Below are 22,782 nucleotides of genomic sequence, written 5' to 3' on the forward strand. Positions count from 1 at the left end.
TAATGCCGGTCACCACTGATATCGTGGCATCCTACAGACGGCCTGCGCAGGTGATGCGCAGGCTGTTATCTGCTGGCACCCGCGAAGACCGCGCTTTGGCGATGCTAATGGCAGGCTGCGTTCTGGCGTTTATCTCGCAACTGCCACGGCTTTCCCGCGAAGCACATCTGACAGGGGAAGAGCTTAATCCCATGCTGGGTGGCGCTTTGTTCGCATGGCTGTTCATTGCGCCGTTAATGTTCTACCTGATCGCGGCGCTGAGCCATCTGGTGGCGCGGCTGTTCAAGGGCAAGGGCGATTGGTTTGGCGCACGCCTTGCGCTGTTCTGGGCGTTTCTGGCGGCATCACCGTTGATGCTGTTGAATGGCCTGACCGCGGGCTTCGTTGGGCCGGGCGCTGCTTTGACGCTTGTCGGCTTTGTCTGGTTCGTCGCGTTTATGGTCATCTGGTTGGTGTCTTTGAAGGTTGCTGAAACGGACGGGCCTGCATGATCGCCGACACGATCAAAAACCGGATGGTTCAAAGCGTGACCGAACCGCGTGCCGTTGCACGGTGGTTGTTCGATCTGCGACTGGACGATGGGGTTTTGCTGACGGCTTTTGCGCTTGTTCTGGTTCTGAACGGTTTGCTGACAGCGTTCTTCAATACGCTGCTGCCGCTTAATCCGGTGGTCGCACCCTTGGCGGCCAATCCCTTTATCTATGTGGGTGGCCTTGGCGCTATTCTTGTCGGGGTTGCAGTGGCCCTGACGTGGGCCGGACGCGTTCTGGGGGGGACGGCAAGTTTTCGCAATGTAGCGACTTTGCTGATCTGGCTGCAATTTCTGCGGTTAATCGCACAAACGGTGGTTCTGTTTTCCGCACTGATTATGCCCATGATCGCATCTTTGCTGTCTCTTGCAGCGTCGGTTGCGGGCATTTGGATCGTGCTGAATTTCCTTGCAGAGGCACATAATTTTCCGTCACTTGCCAAAGCGGCCTTCGCGCTTTTGTTGGGCATGACGGCGGTAGCACTAGGTCTGGCTGTAGTGATATCTATGCTGGGCATCTCGACGACGGGGACGATGAGTCATGTTTGACGTTGAAAAAATCCGGGCAGATTTTCCAATTCTGTCCCGTGAGGTGAATGGTAAGCCTCTGGTTTATCTGGATAATGGCGCGTCGGCTCAAAAGCCTCAGGTGGTGATTGATGCGATCACCAAAGCCTATGCTGAAGAATATTCAAACGTGCATCGCGGGCTGCACTATCTGTCGAACCTTGCGACAGAAAACTATGAAGGCGTGCGCGGCAAAATCGCCCGTTTCCTGAATGTACCCGATGAAGACGAGATCGTTTTCACATCCGGCACGACCGAGGGCATCAACCTGATTGCCTACGGCTGGGCAATGGAAAACCTGCAGGCGGGCGACGAGATCATCCTGTCTGTGATGGAGCATCACGCGAATATTGTGCCATGGCATTTCCTGCGCGAACGTCAGGGTGTGGTTCTGAAGTGGGTGGATGTAGATTCGACTGGCGCGCTTGATCCGCAGGCGGTGTTGGACGCGATTGGTCCGAACACGAAGTTGATCGCAATCACTCAGCTTTCCAATGTGTTGGGGACTGTTGTTGATGTAAAATCCATCTGCGAGGGCGCACGCGAAAAAGGCGTTCCTGTGTTGGTAGACGGATCGCAGGCAGCGGTACACATGCCTGTCGACGTACCGGACATCGGCTGTGATTTCTACGCGATCACGGGTCACAAACTTTATGGTCCGTCAGGCTCTGGCGCGATTTTCATCAAGAAAGAGCGGATGGCCGAAATGGGTCCGTTCCTTGGGGGCGGGGATATGATCCGCGAGGTCCACAAGGACGAAGTGACGTGGAACGATCCGCCGATGAAGTTCGAAGCGGGCACACCCGGCATTGTGCAGACCATCGGCCTTGGCGTTGCGCTGGATTACATGATGGGCATCGGGATGGAAAACATCGCGGCGCATGAAAAAGAGCTGTGCGCTTATGCCCGCACTAGATTGGATGGTTTGAACTGGCTGAACGTGCAGGGCACCGCGCCGAACAAGGCGGCGATCTTCTCGTTCACGATCGATGGTGCCGCGCATGCGCATGATATCTCGACCATTCTGGACAAGAAGGGCGTGGCCGTGCGGGCAGGGCAGCATTGCACCGGTCCCTTGATGGATCACCTGGGCCTGACAGGTACATGCCGCGCGTCGTTTGCCATGTACAACACCAAGGCCGAAGTCGATGTTCTGATCGACGCGCTTGAACTGGCGCATGAGTTGTTCAGTTAATCTGCCCGTGCAAAAAGCCGTTGCGCCGCTTGGCGTGTTGGCCTAAGTCACGGGCTTAGGCACCCATAGCTCAGCTGGATAGAGCGCTGCCCTCCGAAGGCAGAGGCCAGAGGTTCGAATCCTCTTGGGTGCGCCACTTACCTCCGATTACGCCTGAGAATAGTGCACGTCCGTGCCCCATTCGGCGCACTTGTCGCTCAGTCCAGTGGGCAGAGGCGCATCGGTGAAAAACGTGTCGATTTCCGAAAGAGACGCGATTTTCACGGGGGCCGAGCGCTGGAATTTGGAATGATCGGCGACCAGAAACGTTTTGCGCGACTGGCTTAGGATGGTCTGGCTGACTTCGACCTCTTGCAGGTCGAAATCCAGCATATCACCGTCTGCATCCAATGCAGAACAGCCGACGATGGCCAGATCGAATTTGAACTGACGGATCGTCTGTGTCGCAAGGCTTCCGATCAAACCACCATCGGCGCGGCGTAGTTTGCCGCCGGTTAGCACAATCTCGCACTCGGGATTCGCCATAAGGATGTTGGCCACATTGATGTTGTTTGTGACGACCAGCAGGTTGCGATGATGCAGCAGATTTTGCGCGACAGCTTCGGTACTGGTGCCGATGTTCAGGAAGATCGAGGCATCTTCAGGGATTTGTTCGGCACAAGCGCGCGCCATCGCGTGTTTCGCTTCGCTATTCAGCGAGCGGCGTTCTTCGTAGGCAATGTTTACGGTGCCAGAAGGCAGGATAGCGCCGCCATGGACACGTTCCAGCCGTCCCATATCGGACAGCTCCGTCAGATCCCGTCGAATGGTTTGCAGTGTCACGCCGAAATGGTCTGCCAGGCCCTCGACTGTGACGCGTCCTTCACGGCGGGCGATTTCCAGAATTTCGGGATGTCGGAATGTTTGGGACATAAGCGGGCCTGTTGTTGTCCCTGCAATCTGACATTTGAAAAGTTCTGTCACAACCTTTGCCGGGGTCGCACCCTTAAAAAACCTCTATGGTTTTGGCCAAAATCAGCAGAAACGAAAGTAAACGAACATTTTTATCTTTCCTTATCGGCTGAAATTCGGAATACCTACGCGTAAATCCGGAGACCGGTTTCGGTTTCCAAGCTTGCTCTAAGGGAATGGCGCGATACTCTGCTGCCAGCCAACAGGGCCTGACAGGGGAGAGGACAGTCATGCGCTATATTCTTGCGATCGATCAGGGAACGACATCCAGCCGCGCCATTGTTTTTGACGAGGGCATGAAGGTTGTCGCCACCGCGCAAGAGGAATTCGATCAACATTTTCCGGCAAGCGGATGGGTTGAACATGACTGTCACGATTTGTGGATGACTGTTCTGTCCACATGCCGTGCGGCGATGAAGGATGCAGGGATCGCGGCGGGTGACATTGCGGGCATCGGCATCACCAACCAGCGTGAAACCACCGTAGTTTGGGACAAGACCACAGGCGAACCTGTTTACAACGCGATTGTCTGGCAAGATCGCCGCACATCCGAGTTCTGCCATGGTCTGAAAGAGCAGGGACATGAAAAGGTCGCGACCCAACGGACCGGTCTTTTGCTGGACCCGTATTTCTCAGGCACCAAAGTGGCTTGGGTGTTGAACAACGTTGATGGTGCTAGGGCACGTGCCGAGGCGGGGGATCTGCTGTTTGGCACTGTGGACAGCTGGCTGGTCTGGAACCTGACGGGCGGTCAGAACCATGTGACGGACGCCACGAACGCTGCGCGGACATTGCTGTATGACATCCGCAAAAACCGCTGGTCGCAAACCATGTGCGACATGCTGGACATTCCGATGTCCATGCTGCCCGAGGTAAAAGACTGTGCCAGCGATTTCGGAATGGTGAAAGCCGACCTTTTCGGCGCGGAAATCCCAATTCTTGGCATCGCGGGCGATCAACAGGCGGCCACAATCGGGCAGGCCTGTTTCAAACCGGGAATGATGAAATCCACCTACGGCACGGGATGTTTCGCGCTTCTTAACACAGGTGACGAACCTGTCACGTCGAACAACCGATTGCTGACAACGATTGCCTACCGTCTTGATGGCAAAACGACCTACGCGCTTGAAGGGTCGATCTTTATCGCAGGGGCCGTGGTCCAGTGGCTGCGCGATGGACTTCAGATCATCGAAAACGCCAAGGATACGCAGGCTTTGGCGGAAACGGCAGATACAGGGCACGACGTTGTTTTGGTGCCTGCCTTCACAGGGTTGGGCGCGCCGTACTGGAACGCCGAATGTCGGGGGGCGGCCTTTGGTCTGACGCGCAATTCTGGCCCGGCCGAGTTTGCCAAAGCTGCGCTGGAATCCGTGGGCTACCAGACGCGTGATTTGCTAGAGGCGATGCATGCGGATTGGTCGTCTTCCGGTGAAACCGCGCTGCGGGTGGACGGCGGGATGAGCGCGTCTGATTGGACGATGCAGTTCTTGTCGGACATCATCGATGCCCCTGTGGATCGCCCGCATGTGCTGGAAACAACGGCTATGGGCGCTGCATGGTTGGCGGGCCAACGCGCAGGGCTTTATCCCGATATGGAGGGCTTTGCCGAAACGTGGTCGGTCGAAAAGACCTTTACCGCTGATATGACGGCCGAGGTGCGCGACGCCAAATACGCGGCGTGGAAGCGTGCCGTAGCTGCGGCGCAGGCATTCTAACCAAAAAAACGGGGTGCCGCAGCCCTAAGGAAGCGCCACCCCACACTCGTTAAGCAGACTGCTTCTCGGCCACGACCTGAGCGAAGTTGTCAAAGAATTTAGCCGACAGCTTTTTCGCCGTACCCTGGATAAGACGGCTGCCAAGCTGGGCGATCTTACCGCCAACTTCGGCCTTCGCGTCATAGGCCAGAATGGTTTCATCGCCGTCTTCGGTCAGCGTGACATCCGCGCCGCCCTTTGCAAAACCGGCGGCACCACCTTTGCCTTCGCCTGTCAGGCTGAAGTGGTCGGGTGCGCCAGCGGTATCCAGCGTGACGTTACCGCCGAACTTTGCTTTGACCGGCCCGATTTTTAGAACAACCAGTGCTTCAAGTTCTGTGGGCGAATGCTGTGTCAGCTCTTCACAACCGGGAATGCACTGTTTCAGAATTTCGGGATCATTCAGCGCATCATAAACAACCTGCTTCGGGGCCTGAATGCGGACTTCGTCTTTTAGTTCCATGTGTTCGTACTCTTGATTAGCAACATTTAGGGAAGGATTTCAGAAGGATATCGGCCTTTTCACTGTTCGATACGGTGTCGTTCGGGTCGGGTTTGAACCACGCAATAAGTTTATGCAGTCTGCTCATCGGATCCCTCCTGACGAATACGGTCCGTGTTCCGCCACAGGATCACTTCGGCAATGACAGACACAGCGATTTCCTGAGGATCGACACCTTTGATGTCCAATCCGGCGGGGGACTTCAGCCGTGCAATGCGCGATGCATCCATGCCCTCTGCGGACAGCTTTTCACACAAAGCGGCAGCCTTACGGCGGGAGGCAACCATTGACACGCGATCTGCATCCGATCCAAGCGCCGCACGAAGTGCGGCAAGGTCCTTGGCCCCTTGGCTGGCGACAACGACAAAGTCACGGGGCGTGATGGACAGTTCGGACAAATCGGTTTCGCTGAACCGCAGGGTCGCGTGGTCGGTCTCCATCATGTCTGTTACCGCAACGCGGTAGCCCGCCATGTTTCCATGGGCTGCAATGGCACGGCTGATGGGCGAATTGCCCAGGATCACCAGCATCGGGGGCAGGGTATAGGGCTCGATCAACAGATCGACGGTGCCACCTGACGGACACCCGCTTTTGAACACCTGCGCACCGTCATCATCCTGAAGCGCCACGACCTTTTCGCTGGGCTTCACGCGGATCACTTGGGTTTCACCTGTCTCGATGGCCTGCGCACCTGCTTTGCGCACCGCGCCTTGCACGCAACCACCGCCTAGGTGGCCGATGATTTCACCGTCGACGGTGACAGCGGCTTTGGCGCCTGCCTTGGCCGAGGTCACATCGGCGGTGCGCACCACGGTCGCCACGCAAAATGGTCGCCCGCTTTTGCGCAAAGTGTCGATGGTGTCAAAGATGTCGAACTTTCCCATGTGTCCTCACAATCTGGCGAATTCGGGTTCAAGCGCGGCGAGCGCGTCGATGGTGTTGACCGGTAGATGCGCATCCACATGGGGCAGGGCCTCTTGTATGGCGCGGGCGACCGGTTCGTAATCTTTCCAACCAAGAAGCGGGTTCAGCCAAACGATGCGGCCAGCCTTTTGGCGGACGCGTTTCAGCGACTGACCCAGCTTTTCAGGCGTGCCGGTGCAATAGCCGTCGGACAGGATCAGAACGACGGTGCGTTTGTTCAGGCGGGCGGAATACTGATCGACAAAACTGGCCAATGATCCGCCGATGTCTGTTCCGCCGCCGAACCCTTCGGCCATCAGGCTGAGGCGCGAGGCAGCATTCAACGTGTCACGTTCGCGTAGCGCATCGGTGACGCGCATCAGGCGGGTGTGGAACAGGAATGCCTCGGCAGTGGTGTCGCGTGAAATCAGGCCGCGCACAAAGGCCAGAAAGACGCGCGAATAAACGGTCATAGAGCCCGATACATCAGTCAGTGCGACGATGTTCATCGGGCGGTCCGGGCGTTTGCGTTTGAACAGGTCCAGCGGTTCTCCGCCGCGCGCCACCGAGGCGCGTTGAATGCGGCGCATATCCAGTTGTTCGCCACGCTTGGCCTGTTTGCGGCGACGCGACCGGCGATCCCTTAGGGCGTGGGCCAAACGTTCGGCGGCTTTTTCAGCGGCCTGCAAATCGGCCTCGTCAAACAGTTCTCGCAGATCACGACGCGTCAGGTTGCGGCTTTGCGTGGCGATCAGGCGGCCATCGACCCCTTCGGCATCTTCATCGGAATGCCCCGGCGTTGTGTCAGCTGGCCCGTTGCCATCCTCGGAAGGGCCATCACCCAGATGGTCTTTCCACATCATGGGGCGGGCCGATTGGGTGCGCACATGGGCCGATGCATGACCGGCCTTCTGCGCGCCCTTGTTGAACCAATAGGCGTTGAAAAGATCGTCGAACTGCCCCCAGACGTCAGCATCAGGTGACAGAAGGGTTTTCAAAGCCAGTCGGGTTTCATCTACATCTGTTGCCTCGACATGCGTCAAAGCCTGCAATGCGGCACCGGTTTCCGCCGGGCCAAGCGGTACGCCGTTCATGCGCAGGTGGGCGATAAAGCCCGCCATCCGCTCGGTCGGTCCGCTTGCGCGTTCTGGAAACCGTGTAACCTGCATTATGCCACCTTGCCCAACAGGCGGTTCAGCACTTCGACAGGCACAGCATCGCGGTCGGTGGCCGTTTTCAGCAGGCAAACCAATGTGGCCTGAACGGCTTCGGGGTTCTGGATCATGTCATTGATGCCCAGACCGGACAGCGCTGCGGCCCAATCGAGCATCTCGGCCACGCCGGGTTTTTTTTCCAACTCGTCGCGGCGCATTTCCTGTACGACGTGAACGATCTGATTGGCTAGTGTCGCGCCGATCTCGGGCATGCGGGCCGACAGGATCGCCAACTCTTCTTTCTGCGATGGATAGTCGACGTAGACATACAAACACCGACGGCGCAGCGCGTCTGATAGATCACGCGTGCCATTGGCAGTCAGGATGACATGCGGGCGCGACTTGGCCTGAATCGTTCCCAGCTCAGGGATCGTGATCTGGAAGTCCGACAGGATTTCCAGAAGATAGGCTTCGAATTCTTCATCCGCGCGGTCGATTTCGTCCAGCAGCAGAACGGCGGGTGTCTCTTGTGAAATCGCCTGCAACAGCGGGCGTTTCAGCAGGTATTTTTCGGAAAACAGTTGTTCTTCACTGGTGCCATCAGCGCGGATCGCCAGCAGTTGGCGCTGGTAGTTCCATTCGTAAATCGCGTGCGATGCATCCAGACCTTCATAACACTGAAGTCGGATCAGGTTTGTGTCCAGTACCTGTGCCAGAGCCTTGGCGATCTCGGTCTTGCCGACGCCAGCGGGGCCTTCCAGCAGCAAAGGACGCCCCAGAACCTGCGCCAGATGCAGCGCCATGGCTGTGCTGTCATTTGCCAGATAGCCGGTTTCGGCCAATCGGGACTGTAGTTCCTGATAGGGTGTCATAGGCTTGTCTATTCTGTTGGTGGGTGAGGGGCGGCCTTGGGAACCGCCCCGTACCTAGGGTTTGGATCAGCTATGCAGACCCAGATCCTTGGCGATCTTCCAGATTCGCCAGTGATCGTGCGGCATGTGGCTTTGGACCAGACCGAACGGACGGAACGCATCGTGCACCGCGTTCGAGAAGCAGGGCACAGAGCCTACGTTCGGGCTTTCGCCGACACCTTTTGCACCGATCGGGTGATGCGGGCTTGGTGTAACGGTAAAGTCCGTGGTGTAGGTCGGCGTTTCCCATGCGGTCGGCAGAAAGAAGTCCATCAGAGTGGCGGACTTGCAGTTGCCCATTTCGTCATAGGCAATTTCCTGACCCATCGCGATGGCATAGCCTTCTGTACAGCCACCATGCACCTGACCGTCGATGATCATCGGGTTGATGCGTGTGCCGCAGTCATCCAGAGCGTAGAAGCTGCGGATTTCATGCTCGCCTGTATCAACGTCGATTTCCATCACGCAGATGTACGCGCCGAAGGGGTAGGTCATGTTCGGCGGATCATAGTAGCTGACCGCCTCTAGACCGGGCTCGAGCCCCGGAATGGCCTGGTTATACGCGGCAAAGGCGATTTCTTTCATCGTCTTGAAGCGTTCAGGCGCACCTTTGACCGAGAAACGATCCACGTCCCATTCGACGTCGTCGTCATGGACCTCAAGCAGGTAGGCCGCAATCATCTGTGCTTTCGCACGGATTTTACGCGCAGCCATCGCTGTGGCGGCACCCGCAACCGGTGTAGAACGGGACCCATAGGTGCCCAGACCGTATGGTGCGGTGTCTGTGTCGCCTTCCTCGAGCGTGATGTCATCCGCAGGCAGACCGATCTCTGATGCAATGATCTGTGCAAAGGTCGTGGCGTGGCCCTGACCCTGACTGATCGTGCCCAGACGTGCGATGGCCGATCCTGTTGGGTGGATACGGATTTCGCAGCTGTCGAACATGCCCAATCCAAGGATGTCGCAGTTCTTGACCGGACCCGCGCCGACGATTTCGGTGAAATGCGTCAGACCGATCCCGATCAGCTTGCGTGTTTTGCCAGCTTTGAAATCCTCGATCCGCTGGGCCTGTTCTTCGCGCAGTTCTTTGTAGCCAACTGCGTTCAGTGCTTGGTCCCATGCGCGATGGTAATCGCCCGAGTCGTATTCCCAACCCAGTGCAGACTGGTAGGGGAACTGGTCGGATTTGATAAAGTTGATCCGGCGCAGTTCAGCGGCATCCATGTTCAGCTTGATGGCCAGAACCTCGATCATGCGTTCGATGAAGTAGGCCGCCTCGGTCACACGGAACGAACAGCGATAGGAAACGCCGCCCGGTGCCTTGTTGGTATAGACACCGTCAACCGCCAGATAGGCCGTCGGGATGTCATAGGACCCTGTGCAGATGTTCATGAAACCTGCGGGGAACTTGGTCGGGTCTGCACAGGCATCAAAGCCACCGTGGTCCGCCGTGGTGTGGCACCACAGACCGGTGATCTTGCCTTCTTTGGTCGCCGCAATCTTGCCCTGCATCCAATAGTCGCGCGCAAACGCGGTGGTCATCAGGTTTTCCATGCGGTCTTCGACCCACTTCACCGGCTTGCCAGTGACAATCGAAGCGACCACGGAACAGACGTAGCCGGCATATGCGCCAACTTTGTTGCCAAAGCCGCCACCGATGTCGGGGCTGACCACGCGGATGTTGTGTTCCGCGATACCAGAGATCAGGGACACAACTGTCCGGATCGCGTGGGGGGCCTGGAATGTACCGTAAAGTGTCAGCTTGCCGGTGACCTTATCCATAGATGCCACACAGCCGCATGTTTCCAGCGGGCAGGGGTGCGTACGATGGTAGTAGACCATTTCCTCGGCAACGACGTCGGCCTCTTCCAAAACCTTTTCGGTGCCTTCCTTGTCGCCCTGTTCCCACGTGAAGATGTGGTTGTGGTGCTTACGGGGGCCGTGCGCGCCTTCGGTCTGACCTTCAAGGTCTTCACGCAGAACCACGTCGGATTTCAGCGCCTCAAACGGGTCAACGATGACGGGCAGTTCTTCGTATTCGACTTCAACCGCCTCAACGCCGTCAGCCGCTGCATAGCGGTCATTGGCGATGACGTAGGCGACTTCCTGTCCTTGGAACAGTACTTTGCCGTCCGCCAGAACCATTTGTTTGTCGCCCGCAAGGGTCGGCATCCAGTGAAGGCCAAGGGGCTCAAGGTCCTTGGCGGTTAGAACCGCAACAACGCCGGGAATGGCCATGGCCGCTTCGGTGTTGATCGACGTCACACGGGCGTGCGCATAGGGCGAACGTACAAAGTCGCCGAACAGCATGCCGTCGAGTTTAATGTCATCGACGTAGCGGCCCTTGCCTTGGGTAAAGCGCACGTCCTCGACGCGTTTGCGCGACGAGCCCATGCCCTTAAGGTTGGCGGCGCGCTGGTCTTGTGTCAGTTCGTCCTTCATTCCGCGGCCTCCTTCTGGGCGTTCATCATGTCAGCGGACGCAAGGATCGCTTTGACGATGTTCTGATAGCCTGTGCAGCGGCACAGGTTGCCTGCCATGCCGAAACGGACCTCTTCTTCGGTCGGGTTCGGGTTTTCCTGCAGCAGGCGATGGGCGCGGGTGATCATGCCGGGTGTGCAGAAACCGCACTGAAGCCCGTGATGTTCGCGGAACATTTCCTGAATGACACCAAGGCTGCCGTCGTCGTTGGTCAGGCCTTCAACCGTTGTCACATCAGAGCCATTGGCCTGAGCAACAAACACGGTGCAGGATTTGACCGACTTGCCGTTCAGATCAACAGTGCAGGCGCCGCAGTGGGACGTCTCGCAGCCGATGTGAGGGCCGGTGATGTTCAGGTTTTCACGCAGGAAGTGGATCAAAAGGGTGCGCGGTTCTGCCAGCCCTTCGACTTCCTGACCGTTCACGTTCAGTTTTACATGCATCTTGCTCATGCCGCACGCTCCTGTGCTTTGGCGATGGCCCGGCGAAGGATCACTTCGGCCACGTGTTTCTTAAAGGCGATGGGGCCGCGCATGTCCTCTTGGGGATCAATCGCGTCCAGAGCGGCTGCAACGCAGCCATCCACATCGCCCTTGGCAAGCGCATCGCTGGCCTCGGCCGAATAGATCGGCGTGTCGGACAGGTTTGTCATCGCAACGGATGCATTGCCGCCGCCAACCATGACCGCAGCCGCGGCTGTGGCGTAGTCACCAATCTTGCGCTTCTGCTTTTCATAGGCAAAGCCGGACATCGACGGCACAGGGATCGTGATCTGTGTCAGGATCTCTTCGTCTTCGCGGGCTGTGAAGTAGGCTGCTTCATAGAAGTCGCGGGCTGCAACCGCGCGGCTGCCATCGGGACCTTCCAGAGTGTAGACCGCGCCAAGGCACTGCATCAGGCCGGGCATGTCGTTGCCCGGGTCACCGTTTGCGACATTGCCGCCAACGGTGCCAACATAGCGCACCTGCGGATCAGCAATCAGCAAAGCCGCTTCGCGCAGGATCGGAATGCGGCGCGACAGTTCGTCATTGGTGATCAGTTCGTTCTGCGTGGTCATCGCTCCGATTGTAACGGTGTCAGCAGAAATGGTGATGCCCTTCAGACCTTCAATATCCTGAAGATCGATCAGATGGCTAAGATCAGCCATCCGCAGTTTCATCATTGGAATAAGGCTATGCCCGCCTGCAATCACACGGGCTTCGTCACCATGCGTTTGCAGTAGCGACAGTGCCGACGCGATGTCGGCGGGCCGATGGTATTCGAACCCGGCTGGTATCATGTTGTCCTCCCTTCAGCGGTAGTCTCGCTGGTAGGGAAAGAGTGCTGTATGCGATGGTGTTCACCAACGATATAGCCATGAAACGCAGGGGGCTGTGCACGAAATGCGAATTATCTGCACGAGTTGCACGAGATGCGAATTACACACCCAGCGCGAGTTTCACTTCTGAAAGGCGCGACCGGCTGACCGGAACCTTGGTCAGAGACTCAACTGTCGCGAAAAAACATGCACCCGTGTCCTTGGTGCGCTGGAATTCGGACACAAAGGTCGGATTGATTAAATAGCTTCTGTGCGTCCGTAAAAGACCGGCCGCGCCAAAGCGGTTTTCCACCTCGGAAATGGACCACGGGCAAAAGAGTTTTTCCTGACCGCTGTAGATGATCGTGTAGTGGCCTTCGGCCCGGACGGCAGCCACCTTGCTAAGATCAATGAACCACGTGCGCCCTTCTTTTTCGTATGGCAGCGTAGCCGATGGTTGGGCCGCCGCATCGGAAGGCGTTGGTTCAACGGGATCAGGTTGCTTGACCAGAGGTTGCGGGCTTGGGATGGGGGCAACAGCAGGGGCTGGCGTATGCTGCGCATCTGCGTTCGGGGCGACAAAGGAAACCCCCGCCAATAGAAATGATCCACTAATGACAAAGGCTGCGATGGTCACGCCCATCGCCAGAATTTCGTTAGACAGCGCAGGCCCCACAGCCTGCGAGCTTTCGAGGGCCACAAACCCCGTGCCCCACATAGCGATGAAGTGGACGGCAAAGACTGACAAGCCAAAGAACACTGTGCCCAACAAAATGTTGCTATTGGCGCGCGCACCATAGGCTAGCCAGATCGCCATGACGGATAGAACGATTGCTGCCACGAAAGAAATCGCAACACCCAGAACACCGAATATAGGACGGCAGAGCTCCATCCCTAACATGCCGATATAATGCATCCCCGCGATTCCGATGCCGACAAGAATTCCAGCTGCGATCAGGGTAGGGCGCGTCCGTTGCCGAAAGTGCAGAACCAAAAGCGCAGCCCCCACCATCAGGATCGCAAAAAGGGCTGAAATCAGCGTGTAAAGACCGTCGTAGAAGAACAAAATGGGCAACTGCAGGCCAAGCATGGCCACGAAATGCATCGACCAAATGCCGCCGCCCAAAACAATCGCGGATATCACGACGATCATCTTGCGTTCGCGGACAGCAAGGTTGGATGCGCCACGCGTCAACGTCAGCCCGCTGAACGCGGCCATCAACGCAATGGCCAGCGAAGCGCCAACCAGGAACAAATTGTGTGAGTAGTCTAACAGCCTGACATCCTCCCAAATGCCAACGCTATTTTTGATAGCAGAGCATTGGTCCTATTCAAATGAAAGTTATTTCTGGACCATCGCATTTTCCCATTCACTGAGAAATGCCCGTCGGTTGAGCGGATCAAGATAGACCATCAAGGCAGGGCCAAGCCTGATCTGGCTGAAGCCTGCCGCATGGTCGATGCCCACCTGGTTCAGGGGTGGCAAAGGCCAGTTTTCTGGCGTGCTGCGCAGGCCCAGGTCGATCAGCATGTCGATCATAAAGCCTGCGGCATCTGGGTTTGTCGCATTGGACGGGATCAAAGCCGTGCGCAGCATGACATTGCCGAAATCCTGCATGCTCAGAACCTGAACCTTTCCGCCGGACGCCCGTGCAAGACGGTCAGCGGCATAACTGCCCAGTACGTTGTAGGCCAAGGCAAGCTTACCTTCGGTGACGTCGTCGATCATCTGGCCAGAACAGCAATAAAGTTGGGGCTCCAGCCTTCCCATGACCTCGGAAAGTCGCCAGTAGGCATCTGTGGATCGCGCCTCTTGCGTGGCAAAGAGATAACCCAAGCCGCTTTCGCGGACGTCATAGGTGCCAATTGCGCCCGCGAAGACGTCTGGGTGTTGGCGCAAGACGCCGACCAGTTCCTGACGGGTGGTTGGCACAGGTAGACCGGCGAATCTTTCGGTGGACAGAACCATGACCGCAGGTTCAGCCGTAAAAGCAAATATCAGATCCCGCCATTTGGCCCAGTTGGGCAGGGCTAGCGTTCGGTCGGATTGGTGGCGCTGTGCATAGCCGTCATTGGCCAGTTGAAACTGAAGGTCCATCGCGGACGACAGCGCCAGATCAAATACGGCACCGTTCCGGATGGCCCTGTGCAATTCGGCCGATGAGGCCACGGTGTAATCGATCGTCAAATCCGGTCGTGCGGCCTGAAACGCCAAAAGGTAAGGCTCAAAAACTTCCAGATCGGCGGTCGATATGACGTGTAACTCTTCGTTACCTGTGCCGGGATACCGACGATGATCTTCGACCTCGAGCGCGCTGCCAACACCGGCCAGAAATGTCAGGATGAGGGCAAGACAAGCGTAACGCATGCGCCTTTTCCTTTCGTGGGTTGTCCCAAGTCCAAATGCCCGCCATGGGCGCGCAACACGTCCGACGCAATCGTAAGCCCTAAGCCCGAACCAACGATGCCTTCGGTATTGCGGCCACGACGGAACCGTTCGGTCAGGTTTTCGGCCGGGCCGTCGCCCAAACCCGGGCCTTCATCCGCAACCGCCGCGCGGGCATAGCCGTTTTCAACGAAAACACGCACAGTCACAGTCGTGTCTTCGGGCGAATATTTAATGGCGTTGTCCAAAACGTTTCGGAATGCATTCTCCAGCAGCACTGCGTCGCCCGACACAGTCGCGGGCGCGGTGTCGAGCTTGATGTAGATGTCTTTCATGGCGGCTGTCGGCTCTAGCCCGTCAACGGTTTTGCGCGCGATGTCGGCCAGATCGGTGGGATGGCGTGACAGATCCTCGGCGCGGTAGGCGACCGTGGCGTGGTCCAGCAATTGCCCCGCAGAGCGCGAACTTTCGTCGACCGCCCGAATGATCCGGCGCAGGCGCTGTTTTTCAGCGTCGTCATCTGTGGTTCGCAAAGCGACCTCAGCCTGCGCGCGGACTGTGGCCAATGGTGTGCGGACACGGTGCGCGGCTTCTGCAATGAAATCCTCGGAGCGGCGGATCGATTGCCCCAGACGGTCCATCAACCGGTTAAGCGATGTCATCAACGGCGCAAGTTCCGTTGGAGCCTCGCGGCGCAGCGGGCGCAAATCAGACGGGCCGCGCCGCGCCACTGCGGCTGCAATTTCATTCAGGGGCTTTAGGGATGTCTGGGCTGCAAAGGCTGACATCGCCACAGCAACGAGGAAGAACATCACTGACAGGAACGCAGCGAGTTGCGACAGGTCAGATGTAATCGCGCTGACGCCGTTGCGGGTTTGGGCCATGGTGACGGTTACAGGCACGGCTTGAACGCCTGCAAAAATCACTCGCGACACAGAAGCCATGCGAATGGCTTCGCCGCTGAACTGTGCGGTGTCAAAGACGACTTGGCCTTGGGATGGCGGGTCGCTGGGTAGGGGCAAATCCTCATAGCCTGTCAACATCTGGTCGCCTGCCGTCACGCGATAGAACACGCGATCCTCGCCAATCGCACCCAGCATCGAAAACGCCGAGTAGGGCAGTTCCAGCCGCACTTCGCCCTGTTCCGAGCGCAGCGTTTCCGCAATCGTCGTGGCTGATGCGGCAAGCACGTTGTCCTGCGTCCGTTCCGCGGCCTGTTTGGCCAACCCGTTCACCATAGCCCAACTTAGCAACGACAAAAGCGCCGCCACGCCCGCCAGAAGCAGCGTCAGTTTGCGCCCGATAGAGCCTGTGCCCGTCACGATTGCCCCGTTTCCATGCGATAGCCCAGGCCACGCACCGTTTCGATACGCAGTCCCATGCCCTCGATGCGGCGGCGCAGGCGACCTACATAAACCTCGATCGCGTTCTCGGTGACTTCGGCGTCATAGGAAAAAAGCCGGTCCATCAACTGGGTTTTGGACAGGATATGTCCGGGGTTTCTGGCAAAAACCTCAAGCAGTCGAATCTCGCGGTTGCGCAGATCGACGGTGTTCCCGTTGTGGCTGATTGTGCCTGCCAACGGATCGAAAATCGCATCGCCCAGAGTGATCTGATTCTTTGCCGATCCACCCCGACGGCGCAAAACGGCACGGCATCTGGCCTCGAGTTCGGAAAAATCGAAGGGCTTGGTGATATAGTCGTCAGCCCCCTGATCCAAAGCGCCGACACGGTCCGAGACCTGCGCCCGCGCGGTCAGCACTATGACAGGGGTTTCAAGGTGCGCGCGGCTGCGTTCAAGGAATTCGCGGCCATCGCCGTCAGGCAGCATAACATCCAACAAAATCAAATCGTAACGCGCAGTTGCTAGGCAATCTTCGGCACTTGCCAGACAGTCGGCATGGTCCACGGCGTGACCATCCAGAACCAGCCGGTTTACCACGGCTTCTGCCAGCTCAAGGTTGTCCTCAACCAAAAGGTAACGCACGTCGAATTCTCCCTCGTGACGGCGTGGTTTGCCGTCAGTGAAAACTTTTTCGAACCCGTGTCAGGCTCTTGTCAGCTTCCATTTCTAGACGGGGAACATGGGCGGCACTGGACCGTCTTGTCAAATGGGAGGAACCAATATGACATTTTCCATGACCCGCCGGGTCGCGATGGCGGCTGCGGTAGCATCTGTAGCATTTGGTGGCATGGCGCAGGCCGAAGGACACAAGGTCCTTGATCAGCTTCACTTCGTAATTCCGGGCGGCGCTGGCGGCGGCTGGGATGGCACAGCGCGCGGCACTGGCGAAGCGCTGACAAACTCCGGTCTGGTTGGCTCGGCCAGCTATGAAAACATGTCCGGTGGCGGCGGTGGTGTGGCGATTGCCTACATGATCGAAAACGCCGAAAGCCTGGACAACACGCTGATGGTCAACTCGACCCCGATCGTGATCCGTTCGCTGACAGGCGTGTTCCCGCAGTCGTTCCGCGACCTGACACTGGTTGCAGGCACCATCGGTGACTACGCCGCTCTGGTCGTTCCGGCAGACAGCCCGATCGAAAACATGGAGCAGCTTCTGGCAGCATACAAAGAGCAGGGTCCTGACTTTGCCGTTGGCGGCGGTTCTGTTCCCGGTGGTATGGACCACCTTGTTGCAGCAATGGTGATGCAGGCAGCAGGCGAAGATCCGACAGCTGTCAACTACATCCCCTACGACGCTGGTGGTGAAGCGATGGCTGGTCTTCTGTCCGGCGAAATCGACGCACTGTCCACCGGCTTCTCGGAAGCGATTGCACTGGCAGAGCAGGGCGAAGTTCGCATCGTTGGCGTGACAGCAGACGAACGCGTTCCGGCCTATGACAGCGCTGCAACCTTCAAAGAGCAGGGCATCGACACATCGTTTGTGAACTGGCGCGGTTTCTTTGCGGCACCCGGCACTTCGGACGAAAAAGTGGGTGAATACATCTCGGCTCTGGAAGCGATGTACGACACAGAAGCATGGGAAGCAGTTCGTTCGCGTAACGGCTGGGTCAACATCTACAACCCCGGTAGCGATTTCCGCACGTTCCTTGAACAGCAGGAAAAAGAAATCGGCGACCTGATGAAAACTCTGGGCTTCCTCTAAGCCCTGATCGTTTCACACCTGTTTTGGGGCGGCAAAGGCTGCCCCAAAATACCTAGACACCTTTCGACATTCCTGGGGAGGGATCGTCATGGCGCTTGATCGTTGGATCGCGCTGGTATTCGTCGTGTTCTGTTGCATCTACGGATATCTAGCTTTCTTCACTATGGACCACCTTTTGCCGCCTTTCATGCAGCGCAATCCGGTTTGGCCATCCACGTTTCCAAAACTTCTGGCAATTGGCGGCTGCGTCGTTGGTCTGGTTGTGCTGTTGGGTTTGGAAAAGTCTGACAATGCGGACGAACCCTCGGCGAGCGATATCAACTACCGCCGTTTGCACGAATACAAGCTGGGTCAGGCGCTTGCTTTGATCGCGCTTATGGTTGCCTACGCGTTGGCGCTGCGTCCTGCAGGGTTCCTGATCTCGACGTCCGTGTTCCTTGTCGCAGGCAGCTTGGTTCTGGGCGAACGCAAGTGGCATGTGATGATCCCCGTCGCGCTGATCGCAGCCGGTTCGATCTGGTATCTGGTGCAAGAGGTGCTGGGCATCTTCCTGCGTCCCTTTCCGTACTTCATGGGGGTCTGAGCCATGCTTGAAGGCATTATGATTGGCCTGTCGGCCGCATTCTCTCTCCAGAACCTTTTGATGGTGATTGCGGGCTGTTTGATCGGTACGTTCATCGGGATGCTGCCGGGTCTTGGCCCGATGTCCATCATCGCGATCATGATCCCCGTTGCTATCACATTGGGTGATCCGACTGCGGCGCTGATCCTGCTGGCTGGCGTTTACTATGGTGCGATCTTTGGCGGCTCGACATCGTCGATCCTGTTGAACGCACCGGGGGTTGCCGGAACGGTTGCTACCAGTTTCGATGGTTATCCAATGGCGCTGAAAGGCGAGGCCGGCAAAGCGCTGACCATCGCCGCTGTGGCAAGCTTCGCAGGCGGCACGATCGGTGCGATCCTGTTGATGATCTTTGCACCCATGCTGTCCAGCGTCGCCTTGTTGTTCCATTCGGCCGAATACTTTGCGCTGATGGTCGTGGGCCTGTCTGCCATTGCGGCATTCGCTGGCACGGGGCAGGTGGCCAAGGCGTTGATGATGACGATCCTCGGTCTGATCCTTGCCACCGTTGGCGAAGGCGCATTGTTCAACATGCCTCGTTTCACGTTGGGCCTGATGGATCTGCAGTCCGGCATCTCGTTCATCACTCTGGCGATGGCGATGTTTGCCTTGCCCGAAGCGATGTTCCTTGTGCTGAACCCTGCACGCGGGGCCACCGGCAAAAGCGGTGAGATTTCGAACCTGCGCTTCACCAAAGAAGAGGCCAAGATTATGGCACCCGTCATTGGCCGCCAGTCGGTTCAGGGCTTCTTCATCGGTGTCCTTCCCGGTGCGGGTGCAACCATCGCGTCGTTCCTTGGCTATGCGGTTGAACGCAACATCGCCAAAGGCGAAGCACAGGCCGAGTTCGGCAAAGGATCTGTCCGTGGTTTGGCCGCGCCGGAAACCGCCAACAACGCTGCGTGCACAGGTTCGTTTGTTCCGCTGCTGACGTTGGGCATTCCGGGCTCGGGGACAACTGCAATCCTGCTGGGTGCACTGATTGCCCTGAACGTCACACCGGGTCCGCGTTTGATGACAGACACGCCCGAGATTTTCTGGGCTGTCATTATCTCGATGTTCATCGGTAACCTAGTTCTGCTGATCCTGAACCTGCCGCTGATCCCGTACATCGCGAAAATCCTTGCTGTTCCGCGTACCTTCCTGATCCCGTTCATTCTGTTCTTTACCCTGATGGGGGCCTACATCGGCCAGAACAATGCGACAGAACTGCTGATCCTTGTCGGTCTGGGTGTTGTCGCAACGATCCTGCGGTTTGCGGATTACCCGCTGGCACCGCTGCTGATCGGGTTCATTCTTGGCACAATGTTGGAAGACAACTTTGCCCGCTCGATGCAGCTTTACCGTGGTCTGGACTTCATCCTTGAACGTCCGATGACCATGGGTCTGCTGGTGCTGGCGGCGGTTCTGGTGTTGTTGCCCAGTTACCGTGCAAGACGCGCCCGTCGCCGTGCCGAAGGTGTTGCAGATGGGGATTGATGAAAACAAAAACGGGTCGCCAGTTGGCGGCCCGTTGTCCGATGTGGTGGTGCTTGATCTGACCAACGTGCTAGCGGGGCCCTTTGCCTGCCACCAGTTGGCGCATATGGGTGCAGATGTCATCAAGGTCGAGGCCGTCGGCAGTGGCGATCTGGCCCGCAATCTGGGTGCCGATCCGGAGTTAAGCGCCGCTGGTATGGGCATCAGCTTTCTGGCGCAAAATCCGGGTAAGCGGTCGATCACGCTGAACCTGAAAGACCCGCGCGGCAAAGAGGCGTTAAAGCGTCTGGTCGCCAAAGCAGATGTCTTGGTTGAAAACTTTCGTCCCGGCGTGATGGCGCGTCTTGGATTGGATTACGAGGTTCTGAAACAGGCCAATCCCACGCTGATTTACTGCGCGATTTCTGGATTTGGTCAGGACGGCCCGTGGTCGAAGCACCCCGCATATGACCAGATTATTCAGGGCGTATCTGGCGTTATGTCAGTGACAGGTGATGCCACAAGCGCGCCGACGCGCGTGGGTTATCCGATAGGCGACACCATCGGCGGGCTGACAGCCGCGATGATGATTTGCGGCGCTTTGAATGCGAAGGATCGTGGCTGCTTTATCGACGTGTCGATGTTGGACTCTGTTCTGGCAACGATGGGTTGGGTCGTGTCGAACTACATGATCGGTGGCGTTGTTCCGCAGGCGAATGGCAATGAAAATCCGACCTCGGCCCCGTCAGGCGCGTTCCAATGTGCCGATGGTCTGGTGAACATCGCCGCCAATAAGGATGAACAATGGGTCGCGCTGGCGCGGCACCTTGGGCGTGACGACCTGTTGGATCGCCCCGAATACGCAACACGCGAGGATCGCAAGGCCAATCGCCTGCGTCTGAAGGCCGAGCTTGAAACAGTATTGACCACCGCACCGGCGCAAAAGTGGGCCGATGATTTCTCCTCAATCGGGGTTCCCGCCGGTGCGGTCATGTCGGTGCCGGATATTCTGGCGCATCCGCAAGTCGCGGATCGCGATTTCTTCGCGCATTTCAAAGATGTGCCCGGTTTGGGGCGTGACGTGGATATCGTAAAGGTCGGTGCGATGGTGGATGGCAAACGCCCGTCGGTCGCAACGCCGCCGCCTGTTTTGGGGCAGGACAACAATACGATCCTGACGGATCTGGGTTATTCAAATGACGAGATCGCGGAATTCAAAGCAGAGGGCGTAATATGACCGACAGGAATGATGTCTCGGACTGGTGGCGCACCAGTATCATCGACATGGAGCCGGGCCGTATTGCGATGCGCGGGCATCCTATTCAGGACCTGATCGGCAACCGTAGCTTTGCGCAGATGATCTGGCTTCTGGTCATCGGCGAAGACATTGAAGGCCCGCGCGCAGCGCTGTTCGAGGCCGCCTTGGTCGCCGCCGTTGATCATGGTCCGCAAGCGCCGTCGATCGCGGCGGCCCGTATGGCGGCGACCTGTGGCATCGGTCTGCAAAGCGCAATGGCTACCGGCCTGAACATGTTGGGCAATGTACACGGTGGCGCGGGTGAGCAAGCCGTTGAACTTTATGCCAGAATTGCTGATTCAGGGCAGGGTGCCTTGCCTCAGGTTCTGGATGCCTGGCGCACGGAACATGGCAAGTTCATTCCCGGTTTCGGTCACCGTTTTCACAAACCCGTGGACCCTCGTGCGCCGCGTCTGCTGGGCCTGATTGATGAGGCTGCGAAAGAGGGCGTCGTCGATGGCAAATTCGCTGATATCGGGCGCGGGATCGAGGCGCATCTGGCCGCAGAACGTGGCAAGCCTGTTCCGATGAACATCGATGGGGCCACGGCGGTGGTCTATGCGGAACTCGGGTGTCCGCCGCCCTTGGCGCGGGGGTTTTTCGGCTTGTCCCGTTCTGTCGGCATTCTGGCCCATTCGTGGGAGCAGATGCAGCAAGGCGGACGCAATAAGGGCCCGACACCGCCGTCTTATCGTTGGACTTATGAGGGCGAGTGATCTTCTAACCGCGCGCTTTGCGTTGCGAGCCAGTCCTTGAATGACGCAAGGGGCGCGCTGATGTCGCGCCCTTCCGGCCAGACCAGCCAGTAAGCGCCTTGCATCGGGACGGCCTGTTTCAGGACCGGCACCAAACGACCGGCCTCAATCTCAATCTGCGCCAGATAGTCCGGCAGGATCGCGACGCCCAAGCCCGAGATTGCAGCTTGGATCATCATGGAAAACTGATCCACCAACATACCGGTGCGTGCGCTGACACTGTCCGCGCCTTGGGCGGCAAACCAATCGTCCCATGCAGTTGGACGTGCCTCAAGATGCAGAAGCGGGAGGTTGGCGAGATCTTCGGGTTTCTCCAACGCATTCTGCGCTGCGAAATCCGGCGAAGCGCAGGCAGTCAGGCGTTCGTCAAATAACTTGATCTGCTGCCCGCCGACCCAATTCCCGTTCCCGAAATAGATAGCTGCATCAAACGGTTGCGTGGAAAAGTCAAACCAACCGATCCGTGTGGACATGTTGATCGCAACGCCCGGATGATTGCCCATGAAGTCGCCCAAACGCGGGCCCAGCCAACGTGTTGCAAAGGTGGGTAGAACCGCTAAGGACAGTGTGCCGCCCTGTGGGTTTGCCACGACGCGCATGCTGGCCCGTTCCACCAGATCAAGCGCGCGCGATACCTCTTGGTGGTAGGTGTGCGCGGTGTCATTTGGAACCAACCGGCGCTTGATACGGGTGAACAGCTCTTTTCCCAACTGCTCTTCCAGAGACAGGATCAACCGGCTGACCGCGCTTTGTGTCAGGTTCAGTTCCTCGGCTGCAGCCGTCACCGATCCCTGCCGCATCACTGCGTCAAAGGCCAGCATCAGGCGGGTCGAGGGTATAAAGCGTCGCTGTCTCATTTCATTCCGTTTTGGAATGGGTTCATTCGGAAATACTGCTGTTATCTACCGTG

General features: G+C 57.7%; 22 protein-coding genes and 1 tRNA gene. 10 read left to right on the forward strand and 13 right to left on the reverse strand.

From position 1 onward, the window contains the following. Positions 1 to 2 precede the first annotated feature (2 nt). The 4 genes from AC4FIA_RS06210 to AC4FIA_RS06225 all read left to right on the forward strand — a co-directional run bounded on the left by AC4FIA_RS06210 (position 3) and on the right by AC4FIA_RS06225 (position 2,427). The gene (locus tag AC4FIA_RS06210; protein ID WP_103909742.1) at positions 3 to 491 is read left to right on the forward strand and encodes a YIP1 family protein; all 489 of its coding nucleotides are present in this window, start codon (positions 3 to 5) and stop codon (positions 489 to 491) included. After that, a complete protein-coding gene (locus AC4FIA_RS06215) occupies positions 488 to 1,078 on the forward strand; it encodes a Yip1 family protein (RefSeq protein WP_103909743.1) in 591 nt (196 codons plus the stop codon). Before AC4FIA_RS06210 ends, AC4FIA_RS06215 begins: the two co-directional genes overlap by 4 nt. Further along, positions 1,071 to 2,291 (forward strand): cysteine desulfurase, encoded by a 1,221-nt coding sequence (locus tag AC4FIA_RS06220; RefSeq protein ID WP_490365118.1) that lies wholly within the window; start codon positions 1,071 to 1,073, stop codon positions 2,289 to 2,291. Before AC4FIA_RS06215 ends, AC4FIA_RS06220 begins: the two co-directional genes overlap by 8 nt. 59 nt (positions 2,292 to 2,350) lie before the next feature. Next, positions 2,351 to 2,427: transfer RNA gene (locus AC4FIA_RS06225), tRNA-Arg, on the forward strand. Between the two features lie 11 nt (positions 2,428 to 2,438). On the opposite strand, the gene AC4FIA_RS06230 is transcribed toward AC4FIA_RS06225, so the two are convergent. Then, positions 2,439 to 3,203 (reverse strand): DeoR/GlpR family DNA-binding transcription regulator, encoded by a 765-nt coding sequence (locus tag AC4FIA_RS06230; RefSeq protein ID WP_490365119.1) that lies wholly within the window; start codon positions 3,201 to 3,203, stop codon positions 2,439 to 2,441. Between the two features lie 269 nt (positions 3,204 to 3,472). Between AC4FIA_RS06230 and glpK the strand changes: the two genes are divergently transcribed. Continuing rightward, positions 3,473 to 4,957, forward strand: coding sequence for a glycerol kinase GlpK (glpK, locus tag AC4FIA_RS06235; protein ID WP_490365120.1), 1,485 nt, complete (start codon positions 3,473 to 3,475; stop codon positions 4,955 to 4,957). A 49-nt stretch (positions 4,958 to 5,006) separates the two neighbouring features. Here glpK and AC4FIA_RS06240 read toward each other — a convergent pair whose 3' ends face one another. The 11 genes from AC4FIA_RS06240 to AC4FIA_RS06290 all read right to left on the reverse strand — a co-directional run bounded on the left by AC4FIA_RS06240 (position 5,007) and on the right by AC4FIA_RS06290 (position 16,617). After that, positions 5,007 to 5,459: an SRPBCC family protein gene (locus AC4FIA_RS06240; RefSeq protein WP_103909746.1), complete on the reverse strand. Its 453-nt coding sequence runs from the start codon at positions 5,457 to 5,459 to the stop codon at positions 5,007 to 5,009. Positions 5,460 to 5,569: 110 nt separating this feature from the next. After that, positions 5,570 to 6,382 carry an XdhC family protein gene (locus AC4FIA_RS06245; protein WP_490365121.1) on the reverse strand — a complete coding sequence of 271 codons (813 nt, stop codon included), beginning with the start codon at positions 6,380 to 6,382 and terminating at the stop codon, positions 5,570 to 5,572. A gap of 6 nt (positions 6,383 to 6,388) precedes the next feature. Then, positions 6,389 to 7,570, reverse strand: coding sequence for a vWA domain-containing protein (locus AC4FIA_RS06250; RefSeq protein WP_490365122.1), 1,182 nt, complete (start codon positions 7,568 to 7,570; stop codon positions 6,389 to 6,391). Beyond that, a complete protein-coding gene (locus AC4FIA_RS06255) occupies positions 7,570 to 8,427 on the reverse strand; it encodes an AAA family ATPase (protein WP_490365123.1) in 858 nt (285 codons plus the stop codon). Before AC4FIA_RS06255 ends, AC4FIA_RS06250 begins: the two co-directional genes overlap by 1 nt. Positions 8,428 to 8,493: 66 nt before the next feature. Continuing rightward, positions 8,494 to 10,908: an aerobic carbon-monoxide dehydrogenase large subunit gene (locus AC4FIA_RS06260; RefSeq protein ID WP_490365124.1), complete on the reverse strand. Its 2,415-nt coding sequence runs from the start codon at positions 10,906 to 10,908 to the stop codon at positions 8,494 to 8,496. Then, positions 10,905 to 11,399, reverse strand: coding sequence for a (2Fe-2S)-binding protein (locus AC4FIA_RS06265; protein WP_103909751.1), 495 nt, complete (start codon positions 11,397 to 11,399; stop codon positions 10,905 to 10,907). Before AC4FIA_RS06265 ends, AC4FIA_RS06260 begins: the two co-directional genes overlap by 4 nt. Further along, the gene (locus tag AC4FIA_RS06270) at positions 11,396 to 12,226 is read right to left on the reverse strand and encodes an FAD binding domain-containing protein (RefSeq protein ID WP_490365125.1); all 831 of its coding nucleotides are present in this window, start codon (positions 12,224 to 12,226) and stop codon (positions 11,396 to 11,398) included. Before AC4FIA_RS06270 ends, AC4FIA_RS06265 begins: the two co-directional genes overlap by 4 nt. 139 nt (positions 12,227 to 12,365) lie before the next feature. Next, on the reverse strand, positions 12,366 to 13,463 hold the full coding sequence (locus tag AC4FIA_RS06275; RefSeq protein ID WP_490365126.1) for an MHYT domain-containing protein: 1,098 nt from the start codon (positions 13,461 to 13,463) through the stop codon (positions 12,366 to 12,368). A 123-nt stretch (positions 13,464 to 13,586) separates the two neighbouring features. Then, positions 13,587 to 14,612: an ABC transporter substrate-binding protein gene (locus AC4FIA_RS06280; protein ID WP_490365127.1), complete on the reverse strand. Its 1,026-nt coding sequence runs from the start codon at positions 14,610 to 14,612 to the stop codon at positions 13,587 to 13,589. Then, on the reverse strand, positions 14,582 to 15,952 hold the full coding sequence (locus tag AC4FIA_RS06285; protein ID WP_490365128.1) for a sensor histidine kinase: 1,371 nt from the start codon (positions 15,950 to 15,952) through the stop codon (positions 14,582 to 14,584). Before AC4FIA_RS06285 ends, AC4FIA_RS06280 begins: the two co-directional genes overlap by 31 nt. Then, positions 15,949 to 16,617: a response regulator transcription factor gene (locus AC4FIA_RS06290; RefSeq protein ID WP_490365129.1), complete on the reverse strand. Its 669-nt coding sequence runs from the start codon at positions 16,615 to 16,617 to the stop codon at positions 15,949 to 15,951. Before AC4FIA_RS06290 ends, AC4FIA_RS06285 begins: the two co-directional genes overlap by 4 nt. Before the next feature lie 139 nt (positions 16,618 to 16,756). Here AC4FIA_RS06290 and AC4FIA_RS06295 point away from each other — a divergent pair, with 139 nt between their 5' ends. The 5 genes from AC4FIA_RS06295 to AC4FIA_RS06315 all read left to right on the forward strand — a co-directional run bounded on the left by AC4FIA_RS06295 (position 16,757) and on the right by AC4FIA_RS06315 (position 21,833). Next, positions 16,757 to 17,740: a tripartite tricarboxylate transporter substrate binding protein gene (locus AC4FIA_RS06295; RefSeq protein ID WP_490365130.1), complete on the forward strand. Its 984-nt coding sequence runs from the start codon at positions 16,757 to 16,759 to the stop codon at positions 17,738 to 17,740. 88 nt (positions 17,741 to 17,828) lie between these two features. Then, positions 17,829 to 18,323, forward strand: coding sequence for a tripartite tricarboxylate transporter TctB family protein (locus AC4FIA_RS06300; protein ID WP_490365131.1), 495 nt, complete (start codon positions 17,829 to 17,831; stop codon positions 18,321 to 18,323). 3 nt (positions 18,324 to 18,326) lie between these two features. After that, positions 18,327 to 19,841, forward strand: coding sequence for a tripartite tricarboxylate transporter permease (locus tag AC4FIA_RS06305; protein WP_490365132.1), 1,515 nt, complete (start codon positions 18,327 to 18,329; stop codon positions 19,839 to 19,841). Then, positions 19,831 to 21,057 (forward strand): CaiB/BaiF CoA transferase family protein, encoded by a 1,227-nt coding sequence (locus tag AC4FIA_RS06310; RefSeq protein WP_490365133.1) that lies wholly within the window; start codon positions 19,831 to 19,833, stop codon positions 21,055 to 21,057. Before AC4FIA_RS06305 ends, AC4FIA_RS06310 begins: the two co-directional genes overlap by 11 nt. After that, positions 21,054 to 21,833 (forward strand): citryl-CoA lyase, encoded by a 780-nt coding sequence (locus AC4FIA_RS06315; protein ID WP_490365134.1) that lies wholly within the window; start codon positions 21,054 to 21,056, stop codon positions 21,831 to 21,833. Before AC4FIA_RS06310 ends, AC4FIA_RS06315 begins: the two co-directional genes overlap by 4 nt. Here the strand turns inward: AC4FIA_RS06315 and AC4FIA_RS06320 are convergent. Next, a complete protein-coding gene (locus AC4FIA_RS06320; RefSeq protein ID WP_490365135.1) occupies positions 21,818 to 22,729 on the reverse strand; it encodes a LysR family transcriptional regulator in 912 nt (303 codons plus the stop codon). The two genes, AC4FIA_RS06315 and AC4FIA_RS06320, sit on opposite strands and share 16 nt — an antisense overlap. Positions 22,730 to 22,782: the final 53 nt, after the last annotated feature.

This window comes from Thalassococcus sp., from assembly GCF_982780845.1.